15 protein-coding genes are annotated in these 16,504 nt (G+C 73.0%); 7 read left to right on the forward strand and 8 right to left on the reverse strand.

The features are described 5' to 3' along the window. Position 1 precedes the first annotated feature (1 nt). Positions 2-1,951: a fumarate reductase/succinate dehydrogenase flavoprotein subunit gene (locus ACH4UK_RS16665; protein ID WP_398356918.1), complete on the forward strand. Its 1,950-nt coding sequence runs from the start codon at positions 2-4 to the stop codon at positions 1,949-1,951. Then, positions 1,948-2,694, forward strand: coding sequence for a succinate dehydrogenase/fumarate reductase iron-sulfur subunit (locus ACH4UK_RS16670; protein ID WP_398356919.1), 747 nt, complete (start codon positions 1,948-1,950; stop codon positions 2,692-2,694). The genes ACH4UK_RS16665 and ACH4UK_RS16670 overlap by 4 nt, the downstream gene beginning before the upstream one ends. Positions 2,695-2,780: 86 nt before the next feature. On the opposite strand, the gene uvrA is transcribed toward ACH4UK_RS16670, so the two are convergent. Beyond that, a complete protein-coding gene (uvrA, locus tag ACH4UK_RS16675; RefSeq protein WP_398356921.1) occupies positions 2,781-5,195 on the reverse strand; it encodes an excinuclease ABC subunit UvrA in 2,415 nt (804 codons plus the stop codon). A 98-nt stretch (positions 5,196-5,293) separates the two neighbouring features. After that, complete coding sequence (locus ACH4UK_RS16680) at positions 5,294-6,346, reverse strand: MsnO8 family LLM class oxidoreductase (RefSeq protein WP_398356923.1); 1,053 nt, start codon at positions 6,344-6,346, stop codon at positions 5,294-5,296. A gap of 67 nt (positions 6,347-6,413) precedes the next feature. On the opposite strand from ACH4UK_RS16680, the gene ACH4UK_RS16685 reads away from it, so the two are divergent. Next, entirely contained in the window at positions 6,414-6,902 is a 489-nt protein-coding gene (locus tag ACH4UK_RS16685; protein ID WP_398356925.1) for a hypothetical protein, read from the forward strand. On the opposite strand, the gene ACH4UK_RS16690 is transcribed toward ACH4UK_RS16685, so the two are convergent. Continuing rightward, positions 6,903-7,118, reverse strand: a complete 216-nt coding sequence (locus tag ACH4UK_RS16690; RefSeq protein ID WP_003964580.1) for a dodecin — start codon at positions 7,116-7,118, stop codon at positions 6,903-6,905. It lies immediately after the preceding gene. Between the two features lie 203 nt (positions 7,119-7,321). On the opposite strand from ACH4UK_RS16690, the gene ACH4UK_RS16695 reads away from it, so the two are divergent. From ACH4UK_RS16695 to ACH4UK_RS16705, 3 genes are all read left to right on the forward strand, one after another. Then, a complete protein-coding gene (locus ACH4UK_RS16695) occupies positions 7,322-8,578 on the forward strand; it encodes an extracellular solute-binding protein (RefSeq protein ID WP_398356927.1) in 1,257 nt (418 codons plus the stop codon). Between the two features lie 180 nt (positions 8,579-8,758). Next, positions 8,759-9,595 (forward strand): GNAT family N-acetyltransferase, encoded by an 837-nt coding sequence (locus ACH4UK_RS16700; RefSeq protein ID WP_398356929.1) that lies wholly within the window; start codon positions 8,759-8,761, stop codon positions 9,593-9,595. Then, the gene (locus ACH4UK_RS16705; RefSeq protein WP_398356931.1) at positions 9,592-10,476 is read left to right on the forward strand and encodes a lysophospholipid acyltransferase family protein; all 885 of its coding nucleotides are present in this window, start codon (positions 9,592-9,594) and stop codon (positions 10,474-10,476) included. The genes ACH4UK_RS16700 and ACH4UK_RS16705 overlap by 4 nt, the downstream gene beginning before the upstream one ends. Here ACH4UK_RS16705 and egtD read toward each other — a convergent pair. The 4 genes from egtD to egtA are packed head-to-tail and all read right to left on the reverse strand — an operon-like array spanning position 10,419 to position 14,885. After that, positions 10,419-11,381 (reverse strand): L-histidine N(alpha)-methyltransferase, encoded by a 963-nt coding sequence (egtD, locus tag ACH4UK_RS16710; RefSeq protein ID WP_398356932.1) that lies wholly within the window; start codon positions 11,379-11,381, stop codon positions 10,419-10,421. The two genes, ACH4UK_RS16705 and egtD, sit on opposite strands and share 58 nt — an antisense overlap. Continuing rightward, positions 11,378-12,133, reverse strand: coding sequence for an ergothioneine biosynthesis protein EgtC (gene egtC, locus ACH4UK_RS16715; RefSeq protein WP_398356934.1), 756 nt, complete (start codon positions 12,131-12,133; stop codon positions 11,378-11,380). The genes egtD and egtC overlap by 4 nt, the downstream gene beginning before the upstream one ends. Beyond that, on the reverse strand, positions 12,133-13,542 hold the full coding sequence (egtB, locus tag ACH4UK_RS16720) for an ergothioneine biosynthesis protein EgtB (RefSeq protein WP_398356936.1): 1,410 nt from the start codon (positions 13,540-13,542) through the stop codon (positions 12,133-12,135). Before egtB ends, egtC begins: the two co-directional genes overlap by 1 nt. After that, complete coding sequence (egtA, locus tag ACH4UK_RS16725) at positions 13,539-14,885, reverse strand: ergothioneine biosynthesis glutamate--cysteine ligase EgtA (RefSeq protein ID WP_398356938.1); 1,347 nt, start codon at positions 14,883-14,885, stop codon at positions 13,539-13,541. Before egtA ends, egtB begins: the two co-directional genes overlap by 4 nt. 146 nt (positions 14,886-15,031) lie before the next feature. Here egtA and ACH4UK_RS16730 point away from each other — a divergent pair, with 146 nt between their 5' ends. Next, positions 15,032-15,853, forward strand: coding sequence for a TIGR02452 family protein (locus ACH4UK_RS16730; RefSeq protein WP_398356940.1), 822 nt, complete (start codon positions 15,032-15,034; stop codon positions 15,851-15,853). 93 nt (positions 15,854-15,946) lie between these two features. On the opposite strand, the gene ACH4UK_RS16735 is transcribed toward ACH4UK_RS16730, so the two are convergent. After that, the gene (locus ACH4UK_RS16735) at positions 15,947-16,414 is read right to left on the reverse strand and encodes a type II toxin-antitoxin system PemK/MazF family toxin (protein WP_398356941.1); all 468 of its coding nucleotides are present in this window, start codon (positions 16,412-16,414) and stop codon (positions 15,947-15,949) included. Positions 16,415-16,504: the final 90 nt, after the last annotated feature.

The raw sequence follows: 16,504 nt of genomic DNA on the forward strand, positions 1-16,504 counted from the left end.
CATGCCCGACTACACGCAGTACCGCACGGGCGAGCCCGCCGTGGACACGAAGGCCCCCGAGGGCCCCGTCGCCGAACGCTGGGACACCCGTCGCTTCCAAGCGAAGCTCGTGAACCCCGCCAACCGGCGCAAACACACCGTCATCGTCGTCGGCACCGGGCTGGCCGGCGGGGCGGCCGGCGCCACCCTCGCCGAACAGGGCTACCACGTCGTCCAGTTCTGCTTCCAGGACTCGCCCCGGCGCGCCCACTCGGTGGCCGCCCAGGGCGGCATCAACGCCGCGAAGAACTACCGCAACGACGGCGACTCCATCCACCGGCTGTTCTACGACACCGTCAAGGGCGGCGACTTCCGCGCCCGGGAGTCCAACGTCCACCGCCTCGCCCAGATCTCGGTCGAGATCATCGACCAGTGCGTCGCCCAGGGCGTCCCCTTCGCCCGCGAGTACGGCGGTCTGCTCGACAACCGCTCCTTCGGCGGCGTCCAGGTCTCCCGCACCTTCTACGCGCGCGGCCAGACCGGACAGCAACTGCTCCTCGGCGCGTACCAGGCACTGTCCCGGCAGATCGCCACCGGCGGCGTCGAACTCCACGCCCGCACCGAGATGCTGGACCTGATCGTGGTCGACGGAAAGGCGCGCGGCATCGTCGCCCGCGACCTGGTCACCGGCAAGATCGACACCCACTTCGCCGACGCGGTCGTCCTGGCCACCGGCGGCTACGGCAACGTCTTCTACCTGTCGACCAACGCCATGAACTCCAACGCCACCGCGATCTGGCGGGCCCACCGGCGCGGCGCGCACTTCGCCAACCCCTGCTTCACCCAGATCCACCCCACCTGCATCCCGCGCACCGGCGAGCACCAGTCCAAGCTGACCCTGATGAGCGAGTCGCTGCGCAACGACGGCCGCATCTGGGTCCCCCAGGCCAAGGGCGACGACCGCCCGGCCAACCTGATCCCCGAGGACGAGCGCGACTACTACCTGGAGCGCATCTACCCCGCCTTCGGGAACCTGGTGCCGCGCGACATCGCCTCCCGCGCCGCGAAGAACGTCTGCGACGAGGGCCGCGGCGTCGGCCCCGGCGGACAGGGGGTCTACCTGGACTTCGCCGAGGCGATCGGCCGGATGGGCCGCAAGGCCGTCGAAGCCAAGTACGGCAACCTCTTCGACATGTACCAGCGGATCACCGACGAGGACCCCTACACGGTCCCCATGCGGATCTACCCCGCCGTGCACTACACGATGGGCGGCCTCTGGGTCGACTACGACCTCCAGACCACCGTCCCGGGCCTCTTCGCCATCGGCGAGGCGAACTTCTCCGACCACGGGGCCAACCGCCTCGGGGCCTCCGCCCTGATGCAGGGCCTCGCCGACGGCTACTTCGTCCTGCCGTCCACGATCAACGACTACCTCGCCCGCAACCCGCACGCCGACACCGTGGACCGGGGCCACCCCGCCGTCGCGGAGGCCGTCGCCGAGACCGAGGACCGGCTCAACCTGCTGCTCTCCGTCGACGGCGACCGCACCCCCGACTCCTTCCACCGCGAGATCGGTGAACTCATGTGGGAGTACTGCGGCATGGCCCGCACCGAGGACGGCCTGCGCAAGGCGCTGCAGAGAATCCCGGAGATCCGCGAGGAGTTCTGGCGCCGCATCAAGGTCCCCGGCACCGGCGAACAGTTCAACCAGTCGCTGGAGAAGGCGAACCGCATCGTCGACTACCTGGAGCTCGCCGAGCTCATGTGCCTCGACGCCCTGCACCGCGCCGAGTCCTGCGGCGGCCACTTCCGCGACGAGTCCCAGACCCCGGACGGCGAGGCCGAACGGCGCGACGAGGAGTTCTCCTACGCCGCCGCCTGGGAGTTCACCGTCACCGGTGGCGCACCCGTCCTGCACAAGGAAGACCTCGTCTTCGAGTACGTCCACCCCACCCAGCGGAGCTACGCATGAAGCTCACCCTGCGCGTCTGGCGCCAGCAGAACGCCGAGACGCCCGGCGCCATGGCCACCTACGAAGTCGACAACATCTCCGCCGACATGTCGTTCCTGGAGATGCTCGACACGCTCAACGAGGAACTCACCCTCGCCGGAGACGAGCCGGTCGCCTTCGACCACGACTGCCGCGAGGGCATCTGCGGCGCGTGCAGCCTCGTCATCAACGGGGACGCGCACGGCCCGGAGCGCACCACCACCTGCCAGCTCCACATGCGGTCCTTCGACGACGGCGACACGATCGACATCGAGCCCTGGCGGGCCTCCGCCTTCCCGGTCGTCAAGGACCTGGTCGTGGACCGCTCCTCGTTCGACCGGATCATCCAGTCCGGCGGCTACATCTCCGTGGCCACCGGCACCGCCCCGGACGCCCACGCCACCCCGGTGCCCAAGCCGGACGCCGACTTCGCCTTCGAGCACGCCGAGTGCATCGGCTGCGGAGCCTGTGTCGCCGCCTGCCCGAACGGCTCGGCGATGCTGTTCACCTCGGCGAAGGTCAACCACCTGAACGTCCTGCCGCAGGGCGCCCCCGAACGCGAGACCCGCGTCCTGGACATGGTGGCCCAGATGGACGACGAGGGCTTCGGCGGCTGCACCCTGGCCGGCGAATGCGCCACGGCCTGTCCCAAGGGCATTCCGCTGCCCTCGATCGCCGCCATGAACAAGGAGTGGCTGCGGGCGACCCTCAAGGTCCGCCGCTGACACGCAAGCCGATCCCGTACGGCCCCGGAGCCCCGAGCCCGGGGCCGTACGGGATCATGGTGGTCCGGCTGCGGAGCCCGCACGGCTCAGCGCCGCATCGCCTTCGCCAGATACGGAGCCGTACGGCTCCCGGCGGCACGCGCCACCTCCGCCGGGGTGCCGGCCGCGACGATCCGGCCGCCCCGGTCGCCGCCCCCGGGGCCCAGGTCGATGACATGGTCCGCGCCCGCCACCACGGCCATGTCGTGCTCCACGACGACCACGGTGCTCCCGGCGTCGACCAGGGAGTGCAACTGCCGCATCAGCACCTCCACATCGGCCGGGTGCAGTCCCGTCGTCGGCTCGTCCAGCAGATACAGCGTGTGGCCGCGCCGGGTGCGCTGGAGCTCGGCCGCCAGCTTGATCCGCTGCGCCTCACCGCCCGAGAGCTCGGTGGCGGGCTGCCCGAGGCGCAGATAGCCCAGCCCCACGTCCAGCAGGGTGGACAACGCTCGCTCGGCCGCCGGCGTCCCGGAGAAGAACGAAGCCGCCGACTCCACGGTGAGATCAAGCACCTGAGCGATCGTCAGGCCGTCCAGGGTGACCTCGAGCGTCTGCGGGTTGTAGCGCGCGCCGTGGCAGTCCGGGCAGGGCGCGTACGTGCTGGGCAGGAACAGCAGCTCCACCGAGACGAAGCCCTCGCCCTGACAGGTCTCGCACCGCCCGCCGCTGACGTTGAACGAGAACCGCCCCGCCGTGTACCCCCGCTCCCGCGCCGTCTCCGTCCCCGCGAAGAGCTTCCGCACGGCGTCGAACAGACCGGTGTACGTGGCCAGATTGGACCGGGGCGTCCGGCCGATGGGCTTCTGGTCGACCTGGACGAGCCGGTCCACCGCCTCCAGGCCGCTGACCGCCGCGCAGTACCGCCCGCCCGCCCCGGCCCCCTCGTCCGCCTGCCGGTCCGCCGGCGCACCGGCGAGTACCTGGCCGACCAGGGTCGACTTGCCCGAGCCCGACACGCCGGTCACCGCCGTGAACACCCCGAGCGGGAACGCCGCGTCGACGCCCCGCACATTGTGCCGCTCCACCCCGCTGAGCCGGATCCAGCCGGACGGAACGCGCGCCTCGCGCACCGGCGCGGGGTCCTCGTCGAACAGGAAACGGCGGGTGGCCGACTCCGGGACCCGGGCGAGACCCTCCGGCGGCCCGCTGTGCAGCACCCGCCCGCCATGCTCCCCGGCCAGCGGGCCCACGTCCACCAGCCAGTCCGCCCGCCGCACCACGTCCATCTGGTGCTCCACCACGAAGACCGAATTCCCGGCCTCCTTCAGCCGGCCCAGCACTCCGAGCAGCGCCTCGGTGTCCGCCGGGTGCAGCCCGGCCGACGGCTCGTCCAGGACATAGACGACGCCGAAGAGCCCCGACCGCAACTGCGTGGCCAGCCGCAGCCGTTGCAGCTCGCCCGAGGACAGCGTCGGGGCCGTCCGGTCCAGGCTCAGATAGCCGAGTCCCAGCTCCGTCACCGTCCCGATCCGCCCCAGCAGATCGCCCGTCAGCACCCGGGCCGTCTCCTCGCCGCCGGCCCCGGCCCCGGCCAGCACCTCGGCCAGCGCGGACAGCGGCAGCCCGGCGAGCTCCGCGATGGTCCGCCCGGCGAACGTCACCGCCATCGCCTCGGCCCGCAGCCGGCTCCCACCGCACACCGGGCACGGCACACTGGTCAGGAAACGCTCCGCCTTCGCCCGCAGGGCCCGGCTCCTGGTGTCGGCGAAGGTGTGCAGCACATAGTGGCGCGCGCTCATGTACGTGCCCTGGTACGGGCGTTGGATCCGGTCCGCGTCCCGCACCGGATGCACCGTGACCACCGGTCGCTCGTCGGTGAACAGGATCCATTCCCGGTCCTTCGGGTCCAGCTCGCGCCACGGCCGGTCGACGTCGTAACCCAGCGCGTCCAGCACATCGCGGAGGTTCTTGCCCTGCCAGGCCCCCGGCCATGCGGCGATGGCCCCCTCCCGGACCGACAGGGAGGCGTCCGGGACGAGCAGCTCCTCGTCCGTCCGGTGGATCCGCCCCAGACCGTGGCACTCGGGACACGCGCCGATGGCCGTGTTGGGCGAGAAGGAGTCGGAGTCCAGCCGCTCGGCCCCCGGCGGATAGTCCCCGGCACGGGAGAAGAGCATGCGCAGCGAGTTGGAGAGCGTGGTCACCGTGCCGACCGAGGACCGGGACCCGGGGGCGGAGCGCCGCTGCTCCAGCGAGACCGCGGGCGGCAGCCCGGTGATCTCCCCGACGGCCGGCGCGCCCACCTGGTGGATCAGCCGCCGTGCGTAGGGGGCGACGGACTCGAAGTAGCGGCGCTGCGCCTCCGCGTAGATGGTCCCGAAGGCGAGCGAGGACTTCCCCGACCCGGACACGCCGGTGAAGACCGTCAGGGTGTCGCGCGGGATGTCGACCCGTACGTCCTTCAGATTGTGCTCGCGGGCGCCGCGCACCCGGACATACGGATCGTGGGGGGAGTGCATGGGGCTCGGCTCCGTACGCGTGGGGTGCTGACACCGGGAGGGACGAACAGTCCGATTCTAGGCGTGGTCCTCGACGGCGGCCGGACGGGATCCGGCGGCTAGGGGACGCCGAGGCCCCGCTGCGGGGCCCGCCCGTCGGCCCGGCCCCCCGGGCGGGCGATCCGGGCGAGCCGCCGCAGCGAGTCCACCAGTCCCGCACGGTCGTACGTGCTGGTGGTGACGAGCACCTCGTCGGCTCCGGTCTCCTCGATCGCCTTCTCCAACTGGGCGGCCACCTGGTCCTCGGTGCCGTGGACATGGCCGTCGAGCCCCCGCTCGTACAGCGTCCGCTCCTTGGCCGTCATGGTGAGGGCCTCGACGCGCCCGGCGGGAGCCAGCGGCGGGAAGTCTCCGTGCGTACGGGAGTAGGCCATGGCCCACGCCTCCGGTACGAGCAGCCGGCGGGCCGCCTCCTCGGTGCCGGCGACGGCCACCGTGCCCGCGACGATCACCTCGGGCCGCTCGGCGCGGGCGGAGGGGCGGAAATCGCGGCGGTAGACCTCGATGGCGCGCAGCACCTTCTCCCGGCCGCGCAGATCGCCGATGACGAGGGGGAGCCCGGCGGCCGCGGCGACCGACGCGCCCTCCCCGATCGCCAGGACGTACGCGGGGATGCTCAGGCCCTCCGCCGGGTGGGCGTGCACCCGGGGGTGGGTCCGCTGGGTGCCGTCGATCCAGCCGAGCAGTTCGGCGAGGCGTCCGGGGAAGTCCTCGGCGTCCTCCTTGCCGTGGCCCAGTGCCCGGCGGACGCCGTCGGTGAACCCCACGGAGCGGCCGAGCCCCATGTCGATCCGGCCGGGGAAGAGGGAGGCGAGCACCCCGAACTGCTCGGCGACGACGAGCGGCCGGTGGTTGGGCAGCATCACGCCGCCGGTGCCCACCCGGATGGTGGAGGTCGCGGCGGCGACGGCGGCCGCCAGGACCGTCGGCGCGGAGCCCGCGACCCCCGGCACGCCGTGGTGCTCGGAGACCCAGAAGCGGTGGAAGCCGAGCGCCTCCGCCTCCCGGGCCAGCTCCACGGTGTCGCGCAGCGCCCCGGGGGCGTCGTGCCCCTCACGGGTGCGGGAACGGTCCAGGAAGGAGAAGCGGGTCGAGGCGATCACAGAGCTCACGCTCTCTTCAACACCGCCGTCCGCCCAGGATTCCCGCACGACGCCTCCGGCTTCCTAAGCTGGGGGAGTGGACAACGACGCACGGCCGCTGGCCGTATTCGACCTGGACGGCACGCTCGCGGACACCGCCCACCGGCAGCACTTCCTGGAGGGTCCGCGGCGGGACTGGGCCGGATTCTTCGCCGCGGCCGCGGCCGACCCGCCGCTCCCGGAGGGCGTACGGATGGTGCTCGCGAGTGCCGAGGAGTGCCGCATCGTCTATCTGACCGGACGGCCCGAGCGCTGCCGTCGCGACACCGTGCGCTGGTTGAGCCGGCAGGGGTTGCCCGAGGGCACGCTGTTGATGCGGCGCAACGACGACCGGCGCCCCGCGCGCCGGACGAAGCTGGACGTCCTCCGGCGGCTGGGGCGGACGGATCGGGTGCGCATGCTCGTGGACGACGACGAACTCGTCTGCGATGCGGCCGAGGTGGCCGGATTCGCCGTGGTGCGGGCCCGCTGGGCCGACCCGTCGGCGGCGCTGAAGGATGCGCAGGAGCGCGAGGGGCGTACCTGATCAGGCGCTTTCGTCGAGACGGAAGCCCACCTTCAGGCCGACCTGGTAGTGCGCGATTCGGCCATCTTCGATATGGCCGCGAACTTGATTAATCTCGAACCAATCGAGATTGTGCAACGTTTCCGCCGCTCTTGCGACGCCGTTCCGGATCGCCGCGTCGATGCCCTCCTCGGAGGTTCCTACGATCTCGGTGACCCGATAGGTGTGGTTCGCCATTGTTTGTCTCCTCTCCTGTGACCACGTTGCCCTAATCCGGGGTGTCCCGCGAGAGGGAGGGTGAGGCGAATCGGAACGGGCGTCCGCCTTGACCTACTCATTGGTCCATACCAAAATTCGGCCAACCACCCGTGCGAGCGCCGCCCGCAATCCCCCCACACCGGGTCCCGATTTCGTCGTGCCGTTTCGCAGAAGGTGACCACGTGAAGAACCGCATACTGGCCGGAGCCATCGCGCTTGTCTCGTCCGTCGCACTCGGCGGATGCGGCTACATATCGGGCTCGGGCAGCGGTGATCGCACGGTGACGGTCTGGCTGATGAAGGACAGCGTCTCGCCCGGCTTCCTGGACAAGTTCACCCGCTCGTACGAGGAGGAGAACCCCTCGATCCGGCTGGACTTCAAGATCCAGGAGTGGAGCGGCATCGGGCCCAAGGTCATCGCCGCACTGGAGGGCGACGACGCCCCCGACGTGATCGAGGTCGGAAACACGCAGGTCGCGCAGTACGCGGAGAGCGGCGGCCTGCGCGATCTGACCCTCGAATCGATGCGCGACCTGGGCAGCGACGACTGGCTGCCGGGGCTCGCCCAGCCCGGCAGCATCAACGGCGTGCAGTACGGCATCCCCTGGTACGCGGCCAACCGGGTGGTGATCTACAACAAGGACATCTTCGAGGCAGCGGGCATCGACTCGGTCCCGAAGACGCGTGCCGAGTGGATCGCCGACACCGAGAAGGTCAACAGCGCGGGCAACCAAGGCATTTACCTGGCCGGTCAGAACTGGTACGTGCTCGCCGGATTCATCTGGGACGAGGGCGGCGAGCTCGCCGACGAGAACGGCGGCGACTGGCAGGGCGCCCTGGACACCCCGGAGGCCCTGGCGGGCATGGAGTTCTACAAGAAACTCCGGGCGCTCGGCGACGGCCCGACCGACGCCGACGAGGAGAAGCCCCCGCAGACCGACGTATTCGCCGAGGGCGACGTCGCGCAGATCATCTCGGTACCGGGCAGCGCCGCGCTCATCGAGCAGAAGAATCCCGAACTCAAGGGAAAGCTGGGCTACTTCCCCATTCCCGGGAAGTCCGCGAAAGCTCCCGGCTCGGTATTCACCGGCGGCTCCGACCTCATCGTCCCGAAGAAGGCCGACGAGCGCAGCGCCGGTATCGCCGTGGTCAAGGCGCTGGCGAGCGAGAAGTGGCAGACGGAGCTCGCCCGGGGCATGAGCTACGTCCCCAACAAGCCGAGCCTGGCCCATGTCATCGAAGGCGACGAGGGCACCGCGGCGATGGCGGAGGGCGCCACCCGCGGCCGCGCCACGCCCAACTCCTCCCAGTGGGCCCGGGTGGAGGCGGAGAACCCGATCAAGCCGTACATGACGGCCGTGCTGGAAGGCGGCGACCCGGCCCGGGAGGCCAAGGCCGCATCCGAGCGCATCACCGCCATGCTCACCGGCAGCGGCTGATCCCCCCGGACGGGGGCCCCGGGGGCATGGCCCCCTGGGGATTCAGCCGTCGCACATCCCCGCTCCCCACAGCGGTCACGTCGAATCCAGCCGATGACGGAAGAAGTAGGGGGGCCGGGCCTTCGCACTCCCGCGACGACCCGGCAGCTCCCCTCGCCGCTTCCGTCCCCGGAGACCGCCATGACCGTGCTGCCCACCGCCCCGCACGCCCCGCTCCCCACCGCTCCCGCCCCCGCGCAGGCCCACATCCCCGCGCAGGCCCCCGCCCCCGCCGGCGCCCCGGAACCGGCCTACCGGGTCTCTCTCGCCACCTGCCAGGAAGACGTCCGCGCCGCCCAGCGCCTGCGCCACCTGGTGTTCGCCGGGGAGCTCGGAGCCCGGCTGGAGGGCCCCGAACCCGGCCTGGACAGCGACGCCTTCGACGCGTACTGCGACCACCTCCTGGTCCGCGAGACCGTCACCGGCGACGTCGTCGCCACCTACCGCCTGCTGCCGCCGGACCGCGCCCGGATCGCCGGACGCCTCTACGCGGAGAGCGAGTTCGACCTCAGCCGGCTCGCCCCGATCCGCGACGACCTCGTCGAGGTCGGCCGCTCCTGCGTCCACCCCGCCCACCGCGACGGCGCGGTCATCGCCCTCGTCTGGGCCGGACTCGCCCGCTACATGGAGCGCACCGGACACACCTGGATCGCGGGCTGCTGCTCCCTGCCGCTGACCGACGGCGGCGCCCAGGCCGCCAGGAGCTGGAACACCGTACGCGCGGGACACCTCGCGCCCGAGAGGCACTGGGTCACCCCGCACCGCCTCTGGGACTCCTCCGCGCACGGCCCCGAAGCCGGCTCCCGGGCCGATCTCCCGCCCCTGCTGCGCGGCTACCTCCGGCTCGGCGCCCAGGTCTGCGGAGCCCCGGCGTACGACCCCGACTTCAACGTCGCCGACCTGTACGTCCTGCTGTCGCTGCGCCGCACCGACCCGCGCTACCTGCGCCACTTCCTCTCCCTGGCCCCGCTGCGATGAGCGCCTGGCTGCCCGTCGCCCCGTGCACCCCGGGCGACTGCGCCCGGCACGACGGAGCCGTCCGCGCCCCGCTGCCCGCCGCGCTCCTGCTGCTGGCCGGTTGCACGCTGGTGCTGCTCGGGGTGGCCTGCGTCCCGCTGGTCCGGCTGCTCGGCGTCGCCCCGCGGAGGGAGCTGACACGGCGCTGGGCGCGCGCCGTCGCCCAAGCCTTCGGCGTACGCGTCACGGTCGGGCGGCACGCGCCGGACCGCGCCACGGGCGGCGAGCTCGTCGTCGCCAACCACGTCTCCTGGCTCGACGTCCCGCTGATCGCCTCCGTCCTGCCCGGCCGGATGGTCGCCAAGAGCGAGATCCGGCGCTGGCCCCTGCTCGGCTCCCTCGCCGCCCTCGGCGGCACCCTGTTCATCGACCGCGACCGGCTGCGCGCCCTGCCCGCCGCCGTGCGGACCGTCGCCGCGGCCCTGCGCTCCGGCTCCCGGGTCGTGGTCTTCCCCGAGGGCAGCACCTGGTGCGGTCGGGGCGGCGGCGGCGCGTTCCGGCCCGCCGTCTTCCAGGCGGCGATCGACGCGGGCGTGACGGTCCGCCCGGTCCGCATCGCCTACCGCACCGGCGCACACGCCTGCGGCCCGGCCGCGGGCGCCGCCGCCTTCGTCGGGGACGACCCGCTCGCCGCCTCCCTGTGGCGGGTGGTGCGGGCGGCCGGACTGACCGGCCGGGTCGACGTCCTCGGGCCGATCCCCGCAGCCGGCGAGGACGGCCGCCGCGCCCTGGCCCACCGGGCGCGAGCGGCCGTCCTCGGACCGGGAGACCCCCTCGGGCCCCCTCAGACCGCCGTCGCCAGCGACAGGGCGAAGCGCCCCGCCGAGTCCGTCCACCACTGAGCCAGCCGCAGCCCGGCGGCGGCCAGCTCCCCGCGGACGTCCTCCTGCCGGAACTTCGACGACACCTCCGTACGCAGCTCCTCGCCGGCCTCGAACGGCACCACGAGGTCCAGCTCCGGGATCTTGACGCTCAGCGCCCGGCTGGCACGCAGCCGCATCTCGATCCACCGGTTCTCCGGGTTCCACACCGCGACGTGATCGAAGTCGTCGAGCGGGAAATCGGCCCCCAGCTCGCGGTTGACGACGCTCAGGACGTTCTTGTTGAAGGCCGCCGTCACCCCGGCCGCGTCGTCGTACGCGGCCACCAGCGTCTCCTCCTCCTTCACCAGGTCCGTGCCGAGGAGCAGCGCGTCACCGGGGGAGAGCATCGAGCGCACCGACCGCAGGAACGCCGCCCGCTCCTCCGGCAGCAGATTGCCGATCGTGCCGCCCAGGAACACCACCAGCCGGGGCCCCGGCGTGTCCGGCAGGGCCAGGCCGCCGGTGAAGTCCGCGATCAGCGCGTGCACGGACAGGCCGGGATGCTCGACGAGCAGCGAATCGGCCGCCCCCGTCAGGGCGCTCTCGCTCACGTCCACCGGGACGTAGCTGTGCAACCCGGGCAGGACGTCCAGCAGATGGCGGGTCTTCTCGGACGAACCAGAGCCCAGCTCGATCACGGTCCGGGCCCCCGAGGCCGCGGCGATCTCCTCGGCGCGGGTCTGGAGGATCTCCCGCTCCGCGCGGGTCGGATAGTACTCGGGCAGCCGGGTGATCTCCTCGAACAGCTCGCTGCCGCGGGCGTCGTAGAACCACTTCGGCGGCAGCGTCTTGGGATGCCGGGTCAGACCGCTGAGGACATCGGCGCGCAGCGCCGCGTCCGTCGCGTCCACCGGCAGGGTGCGGGTCAGCAGGAAAGGACTCACGCGGAGGGCTCCTTGAGCGGGGTGAGCAGGACGTCTGCGGAGGTCGCGACCAGCAGGGTGCGGTCGGGGACCTCGCGCCAGAGCGGGTCGTCGTCGTACGGCTCCGAGGCGACCGCGGTGCGACGGCCCGGTGTCGTGAGGTACCACAGGGTGTCGCCCCAGGCGGTGGCCGTGATCGTCTCCCCGTCGGTGAGGAGCAGATTCAGCCGGGACCCGGGTGCGGCGGCAGCGACCTCGCGGACGGTCTCCACGACGGCTTGCGACACGGCGTCCCCGGCGTCGGTCCGATGCCGGATCAGCGCCCAGATCAGCGCCGAGTCATTGCGGGCGGCCAGCGACAGAAGCCGCTCCGGAGGCAGCGCGGCGGCCGGTACGGCGAGCGAGCCCGGCCAGCCCTTCACCGCCCCGTTGTGGCTGAACAGCAGCCGCCCGGCGGCGTACGGCGCGGCTGCGGCCTCCCCGTCCGCACCCGCCTCGGTGGCATCCCGTACGGCGGCGAGCAGCGCGGTACTGCGCACCACCCGGGCCAGATCGGCGAAGGTCTCGTCGCCCCACACCGGGCCCTGCCGCCGGTAGCGTCCGGGCGAGGGGTCGCCGTCCGCGTACCAGCCGACGCCGAACCCGTCCGCGTTGACCGTGCCGTACCGCTGGCGGCGCGGCTCCCAGGACTGGCGCACCAAGGAGTGCGCGGGCTTCAGCAGAACGTCACCGAGCGCCACCGGATCGCCCACATAGGCGATATGACGGCACATCAGGCATCCCTCGCGGTGCGGAACCCGGAGAAGATCTGCCGCCGCACCGGAAGGTCCCAGTTGCGGAAGGTGCCCCGGCAGGCGACCCGGTCCACGGCGAACGAGCCGCCGCGCAGCACCTTGTGCCCCGGCCCGAAGAAGACCTCCGAATACTCGCGATAGGGAAACGCCGCGAACCCCGGGTAGGGCAGGAAGTCGCTGGAGGTCCATTCCCACACGTCGCCGATCAACTGCCCGGCCCCGGAGGGCGAGCGGCCCTTGGGGTAGGCACCGGACCGCGCCGGACGCAGATGGCGCTGCCCCAGGTTGGCCCGGTCCGGCGTCGGATCCTCGTCGCCCCACGGGTAGCGGCGGGAGCGGCCGGAGACGGGGTCGTGCCGGGCGGCCTTCTCCCACTCGCTCTCCGTGGGCAGCCGCCGCCCCGCCCAGCGGGCGTACGCGTCCGCCTCGTACCAGCTGACGTGCAGCACCGGCTCGTCGTCCGGAACCGGCTCGGTCACCCCGAACCGGCGGCGCAGCCACTGCCCCGCGTCCCGGTGCCAGAACAGCGGTGCGACCAGGCCGTGTTCGCGGACCATGGCCCAGCCCTCGGGAGCCCACCAGCGCTTCTCCCCGTATCCGCCGTCCGCGATGAAGCGGCGGTAGGCGCCACAGGTGACCGGCGAGGTGTCCAGATGGAACGCCGCCACATCGCGCCGGTGCGCGGGCCGCTCGTTGTCCAGGGCCCACGGCTCGGCGGAGGTCCCCATCGTGAACGGGCCCCCGGGGATCAGGACCTCGTCCGGGAGCGCGCCGGCGTCGGCGGGCGCGGGCGGGGCGGGCGCGGTGAGCGCCGCCGGACCCGAGCGCAGCTGATGGGTGATCAACATGGTCTCGTCGTGCTGCTGTTCGTGCTGGGCGATCATCCCGAAGGCGAACCCGGCCCGCTCCAACGGGCGTCCGCCCTCGTGCAGCGGCGCGCCCTCCAGCAGGTCCAGCGCCCGCCCCCGCACGTCGGATGCGTAGGTCCGCGCCTCGGCGGGATCCAGCAGCGGCAGCGAGGGGCGCGAGGCGCGCGAGTGCTCGAAGGCGTTGTACAGCCCGTCGATCTCCGGGCGCAGCGCCTCTCCGCCGCCGACGGCGCGCAGCAGCCACTGCTCCTCCTGATTGCCGATGTGCGCCAGGTCCCAGACCAGCGGCGACATCAACGGGGAGTGCTGGGCGGTCAGTTCACCGTCGTCCACGCTGTCGGTGAGCAGGGCGGTGCGCGTCCGCGCGGTCACCAGCGCATCGAGGGCGCGTTGCCGCAGGGTCTCCGGATCGATGCCGGGCACGACGGGGAATCCGGTGGCGGCGGGGCCGGCGGCCCGCGCGGGATCGAAGGCGTCCGACAGTTCGCGGCGCTCGGAGTCTGCACGGTGCTCGGTCATGCGGAGGCCGCCTTTCCGGGGTGCGGCGGGGTCGTCGGCACGGGGGGACCGGTCAGCAGGCTCAGATCGGTCAGATCGCCGGGTTCGGGCAGGTCGTCGGCCGGACATCGGCCCCGGGCGACATAGCGGTCGGTGAAGGCGGCCACGGTGTCCCGCACCGCCTCGCTGGCGCCCATCCGCTCCAGCGCGGACTGCGCCGCGCCGAAACACACGGCGGCCGCGGCCCGCAGCTCCGGGTCGGCGAGGCCCTCACGGGCGGCCGTCGTCCAGAGCGGATTGCGCGGGGCGGCCGGTGCGCCCGCCGTCTCCGCCAGCGGCTTCACCGTGCGGTACACGGTCTCGGCGGCCTCCGGGTCGTCGAACAGGGCCGTTGCGACGGCGAGCGGCACCAGCCACCCGTCGGGCCCGCTCTGCGCGTCGATCATGCGCAGCTCGAGATGGCCGCGCGGCCGGATCGGCGGGAACAGGGTGGTGAGGTGGTAGTCGAGATCGGCCTGCACCGGCGGGCGGGGCGAACCGCTGCGGATCCACTCGCGGAAGGTGAGCCCCTCCGGCACCTCCCACGGGCCCGTCCCGCGCCGGATGCACAGCACCGTCGTGTCCAGCACATGCGCGGCCCAGGCCTCACGCGGGGCGCGCCCGCAGCCCGGCGCGAGGGTCCGGCCCGGGTCGAGGTCGGCCCACAGCGACTGCCGGGTGGAGCGCCAGCCGGTCCGGCGGCCCTGCTGGAACGGCGAATTCGCGAACGCCGCCACCAGGACCGCGCCCAGCAGGTGCGCGAGCTGCCAGCGCCGCCCGTAACCGAGCGGCCCCGGCTCCTCCTCGCCCGCGTCCAGGCACACCTGCACCGACGCGGAGGTGCACATCATCGCCCGGCCCGCCGGCCCCACGCGGTCCAGCGCGGCCTCCATCGCGTCGTAGCGGGGCTCCCGCAGCCTGCGCCGCGGCGGCTGCCACGGGTCGACGCCGAGCCCGACCGGCGCGAGCCCCGCCGCGCCGAGCGAGGCGCGGACCGCCGCCAGGTCGGCCGCGGTCGTCTCGACGCACTCCATGAGCGAGCCGGCCGGCTGCGAACTGAGCTCCAGCTGCCCGCCCGGCTCGAAGGTCAGCGCCGCGCTCAGGGGCAGCGCGCGGACCGCCTCGACGGCGCTGTCCAGCCGCTCCTGGCCGACCGGCAGGTGGGGACGTTCCCGGTCGTGGATGAGCCATTCGAGTTCCACCCCGACGGTTCGGGGAGGGCCCGTCTTGAAGCATATGCCGCGCAGTAAATCCTCTGCCCCGCTCTCGTCGAGGGGGGCGGCGTCCGGGCGCGAGCCGGTCGCGCCGGGAATGTGCAGGGCCATCAGGGCCTCCTTCTCAGCTGCGTACCTACCAGCCAAACCCGTACCCGGAGATCGCACAAGGGTGCCCCCGAGCCAAGGAAATCCGGTTGCGCCCAGGAAGGGATCCCTACCAGCATGCCCCGTATGCACCTCAGGGGGGAGCGCCGGTGAGCGCGCGGCTGCGCGGCATCGCGCGCGGGACGGAAGCGGTCGTCGAGGCCGGGACATACCGCAACGCAGCAGGTCAGGACGTGTCCATCGAACGTGCCGTGACCGCCGCACTGTCCGGCACCCGGCTCTACGGACCGGATCCGGTGCCCGTCGCAGCCCTGGACACCGACCGCGTCCCGCGGATCGAGGTCACCGGGGAGAGCAGCCTCGGCGCGGCCCGCCGGATGACCGGCGAGGGGCCCGGCCGGGTCGCCGTTCTCAACTACGCCTCGGCGCGCAACCCCGGCGGCGGCTATCTCAACGGCGCGCAGGCCCAGGAGGAGGCCCTGTGCCGCGGCTCCGCCCTCCACGCGACGCTCCTGCGCGCCCCCGAGTACTACGCGCACCACCGTGCCGAACGCAGCGCCTTCTACACCGACCGGGTGATTCACTCGCCCGCGGTGCCGGTCTTCCGCGACGACCGGGGCCGCTTCCTGGACGCCCCGTACGCGGCCGGATTCCTCACCTCGCCCGCCCCCAACGCCGGGGTGATCCAGCGGCAGACCCCCGAGGACGCCCACCGCATCCCGGCGGCCCTGGCCTCCCGGGCCGAACGGGTGCTGGAGGTCGCGGCCGTACGCGGCTACCGCAGGCTCGTCCTGGGGGCCTGGGGCTGCGGGGTCTTCCGCAATGACCCGGCGCAGGTGGCGGAGGCGTTCCGGGCGCTGCTCGGCGAGGGCGGCCGGTTCGGCGGTCACTTCGAGCAGATCGTCTTCGGGATCCTGGACCGGGACCCCGACTCCGCCGTCCGGGCCGCCTTCGCGCGGGCCTTCACCTGAGCCTGCTCGGGCCCGTGCGGAGCCTGCCGGGCCGCGCGGAGCGTTCCGGGGCACGCGCGGAGCCTGCTCGGGCCCGCGCGGCGGCGGGGACGCTCAGCTCCAGCCGTACCGCTCGCGCAGCCGCCCGGCGACCCGGTCGAAGCGCTCCCGGTCCAGGGCGCACGCCTCCCGGCGCATCCCGTCCTCGTGGACCCGCAGCACCCGGTCCAGATCGACCCAGGACGGCCGCCCCGAGCTGTCCCAGGGGCCCGCGCCCAGCGCCACCCACTCGTGGTCCCGGTCGTGCTGCTTGCTGGAGAGCTGGACGGCGAGCAGCGTGCCCGCCTCCTCACGGGCCACGACCAGCACCGGCCGGTCCTTCCCCCGCCCGTCGTTCTCCTCGAACGGCACCCAGGTCCAGACGATCTCGCCGGGGTCCGGATCGCCGTCACGGTCGGGGGCGTAGGAGGTGCGCACGGCACCCACGTCGTCGGGATCGGCCTGGACGGTGGCGGCCGGCCCGCTGCTGCCGGGCACGTCAAACGGGTTGTCGGAACGGTATGCGCTGTCGTGGGACGTCATCGCAACACCGTAGAACCTTCACCGCGCGATCCCGGGAGCGGGGCGTCGAACCAGGGGCGCGGGGCAGCGTTCCGGCCACCGTGACCGGAG

Source organism: Streptomyces sp. NPDC020884, assembly GCF_044333935.1.
In the GTDB taxonomy this organism is placed as follows: Bacteria; Actinomycetota; Actinomycetes; order Streptomycetales; family Streptomycetaceae; genus Streptomyces.

Excerpts from the sequence above, each read along its gene's own strand:
- ACH4UK_RS16665 (WP_398356918.1), top strand. The coding sequence starts at position 2 with ATGCCCGACTACACGCAGTACCGCACGGGCGAGCCCGCCGTGGACACG.
- ACH4UK_RS16670 (WP_398356919.1), top strand. The coding sequence starts at position 1,948 with ATGAAGCTCACCCTGCGCGTCTGGCGCCAGCAGAACGCCGAGACGCCC.
- uvrA (WP_398356921.1), bottom strand. The coding sequence starts at position 5,195 with ATGCACTCCCCCCACGATCCGTATGTCCGGGTGCGCGGCGCCCGCGAG.
- ACH4UK_RS16690 (WP_003964580.1), bottom strand. The coding sequence starts at position 7,118 with ATGGCGAACCACACCTATCGGGTCACCGAGATCGTAGGAACCTCCGAG.
- ACH4UK_RS16700 (WP_398356929.1), top strand. The coding sequence starts at position 8,759 with ATGACCGTGCTGCCCACCGCCCCGCACGCCCCGCTCCCCACCGCTCCC.
- ACH4UK_RS16705 (WP_398356931.1), top strand. The coding sequence starts at position 9,592 with ATGAGCGCCTGGCTGCCCGTCGCCCCGTGCACCCCGGGCGACTGCGCC.
- egtC (WP_398356934.1), bottom strand. The coding sequence starts at position 12,133 with ATGTGCCGTCATATCGCCTATGTGGGCGATCCGGTGGCGCTCGGTGAC.
- egtB (WP_398356936.1), bottom strand. The coding sequence starts at position 13,542 with ATGACCGAGCACCGTGCAGACTCCGAGCGCCGCGAACTGTCGGACGCC.
- egtA (WP_398356938.1), bottom strand. The coding sequence starts at position 14,885 with ATGGCCCTGCACATTCCCGGCGCGACCGGCTCGCGCCCGGACGCCGCC.
- ACH4UK_RS16735 (WP_398356941.1), bottom strand. The coding sequence starts at position 16,414 with ATGACGTCCCACGACAGCGCATACCGTTCCGACAACCCGTTTGACGTG.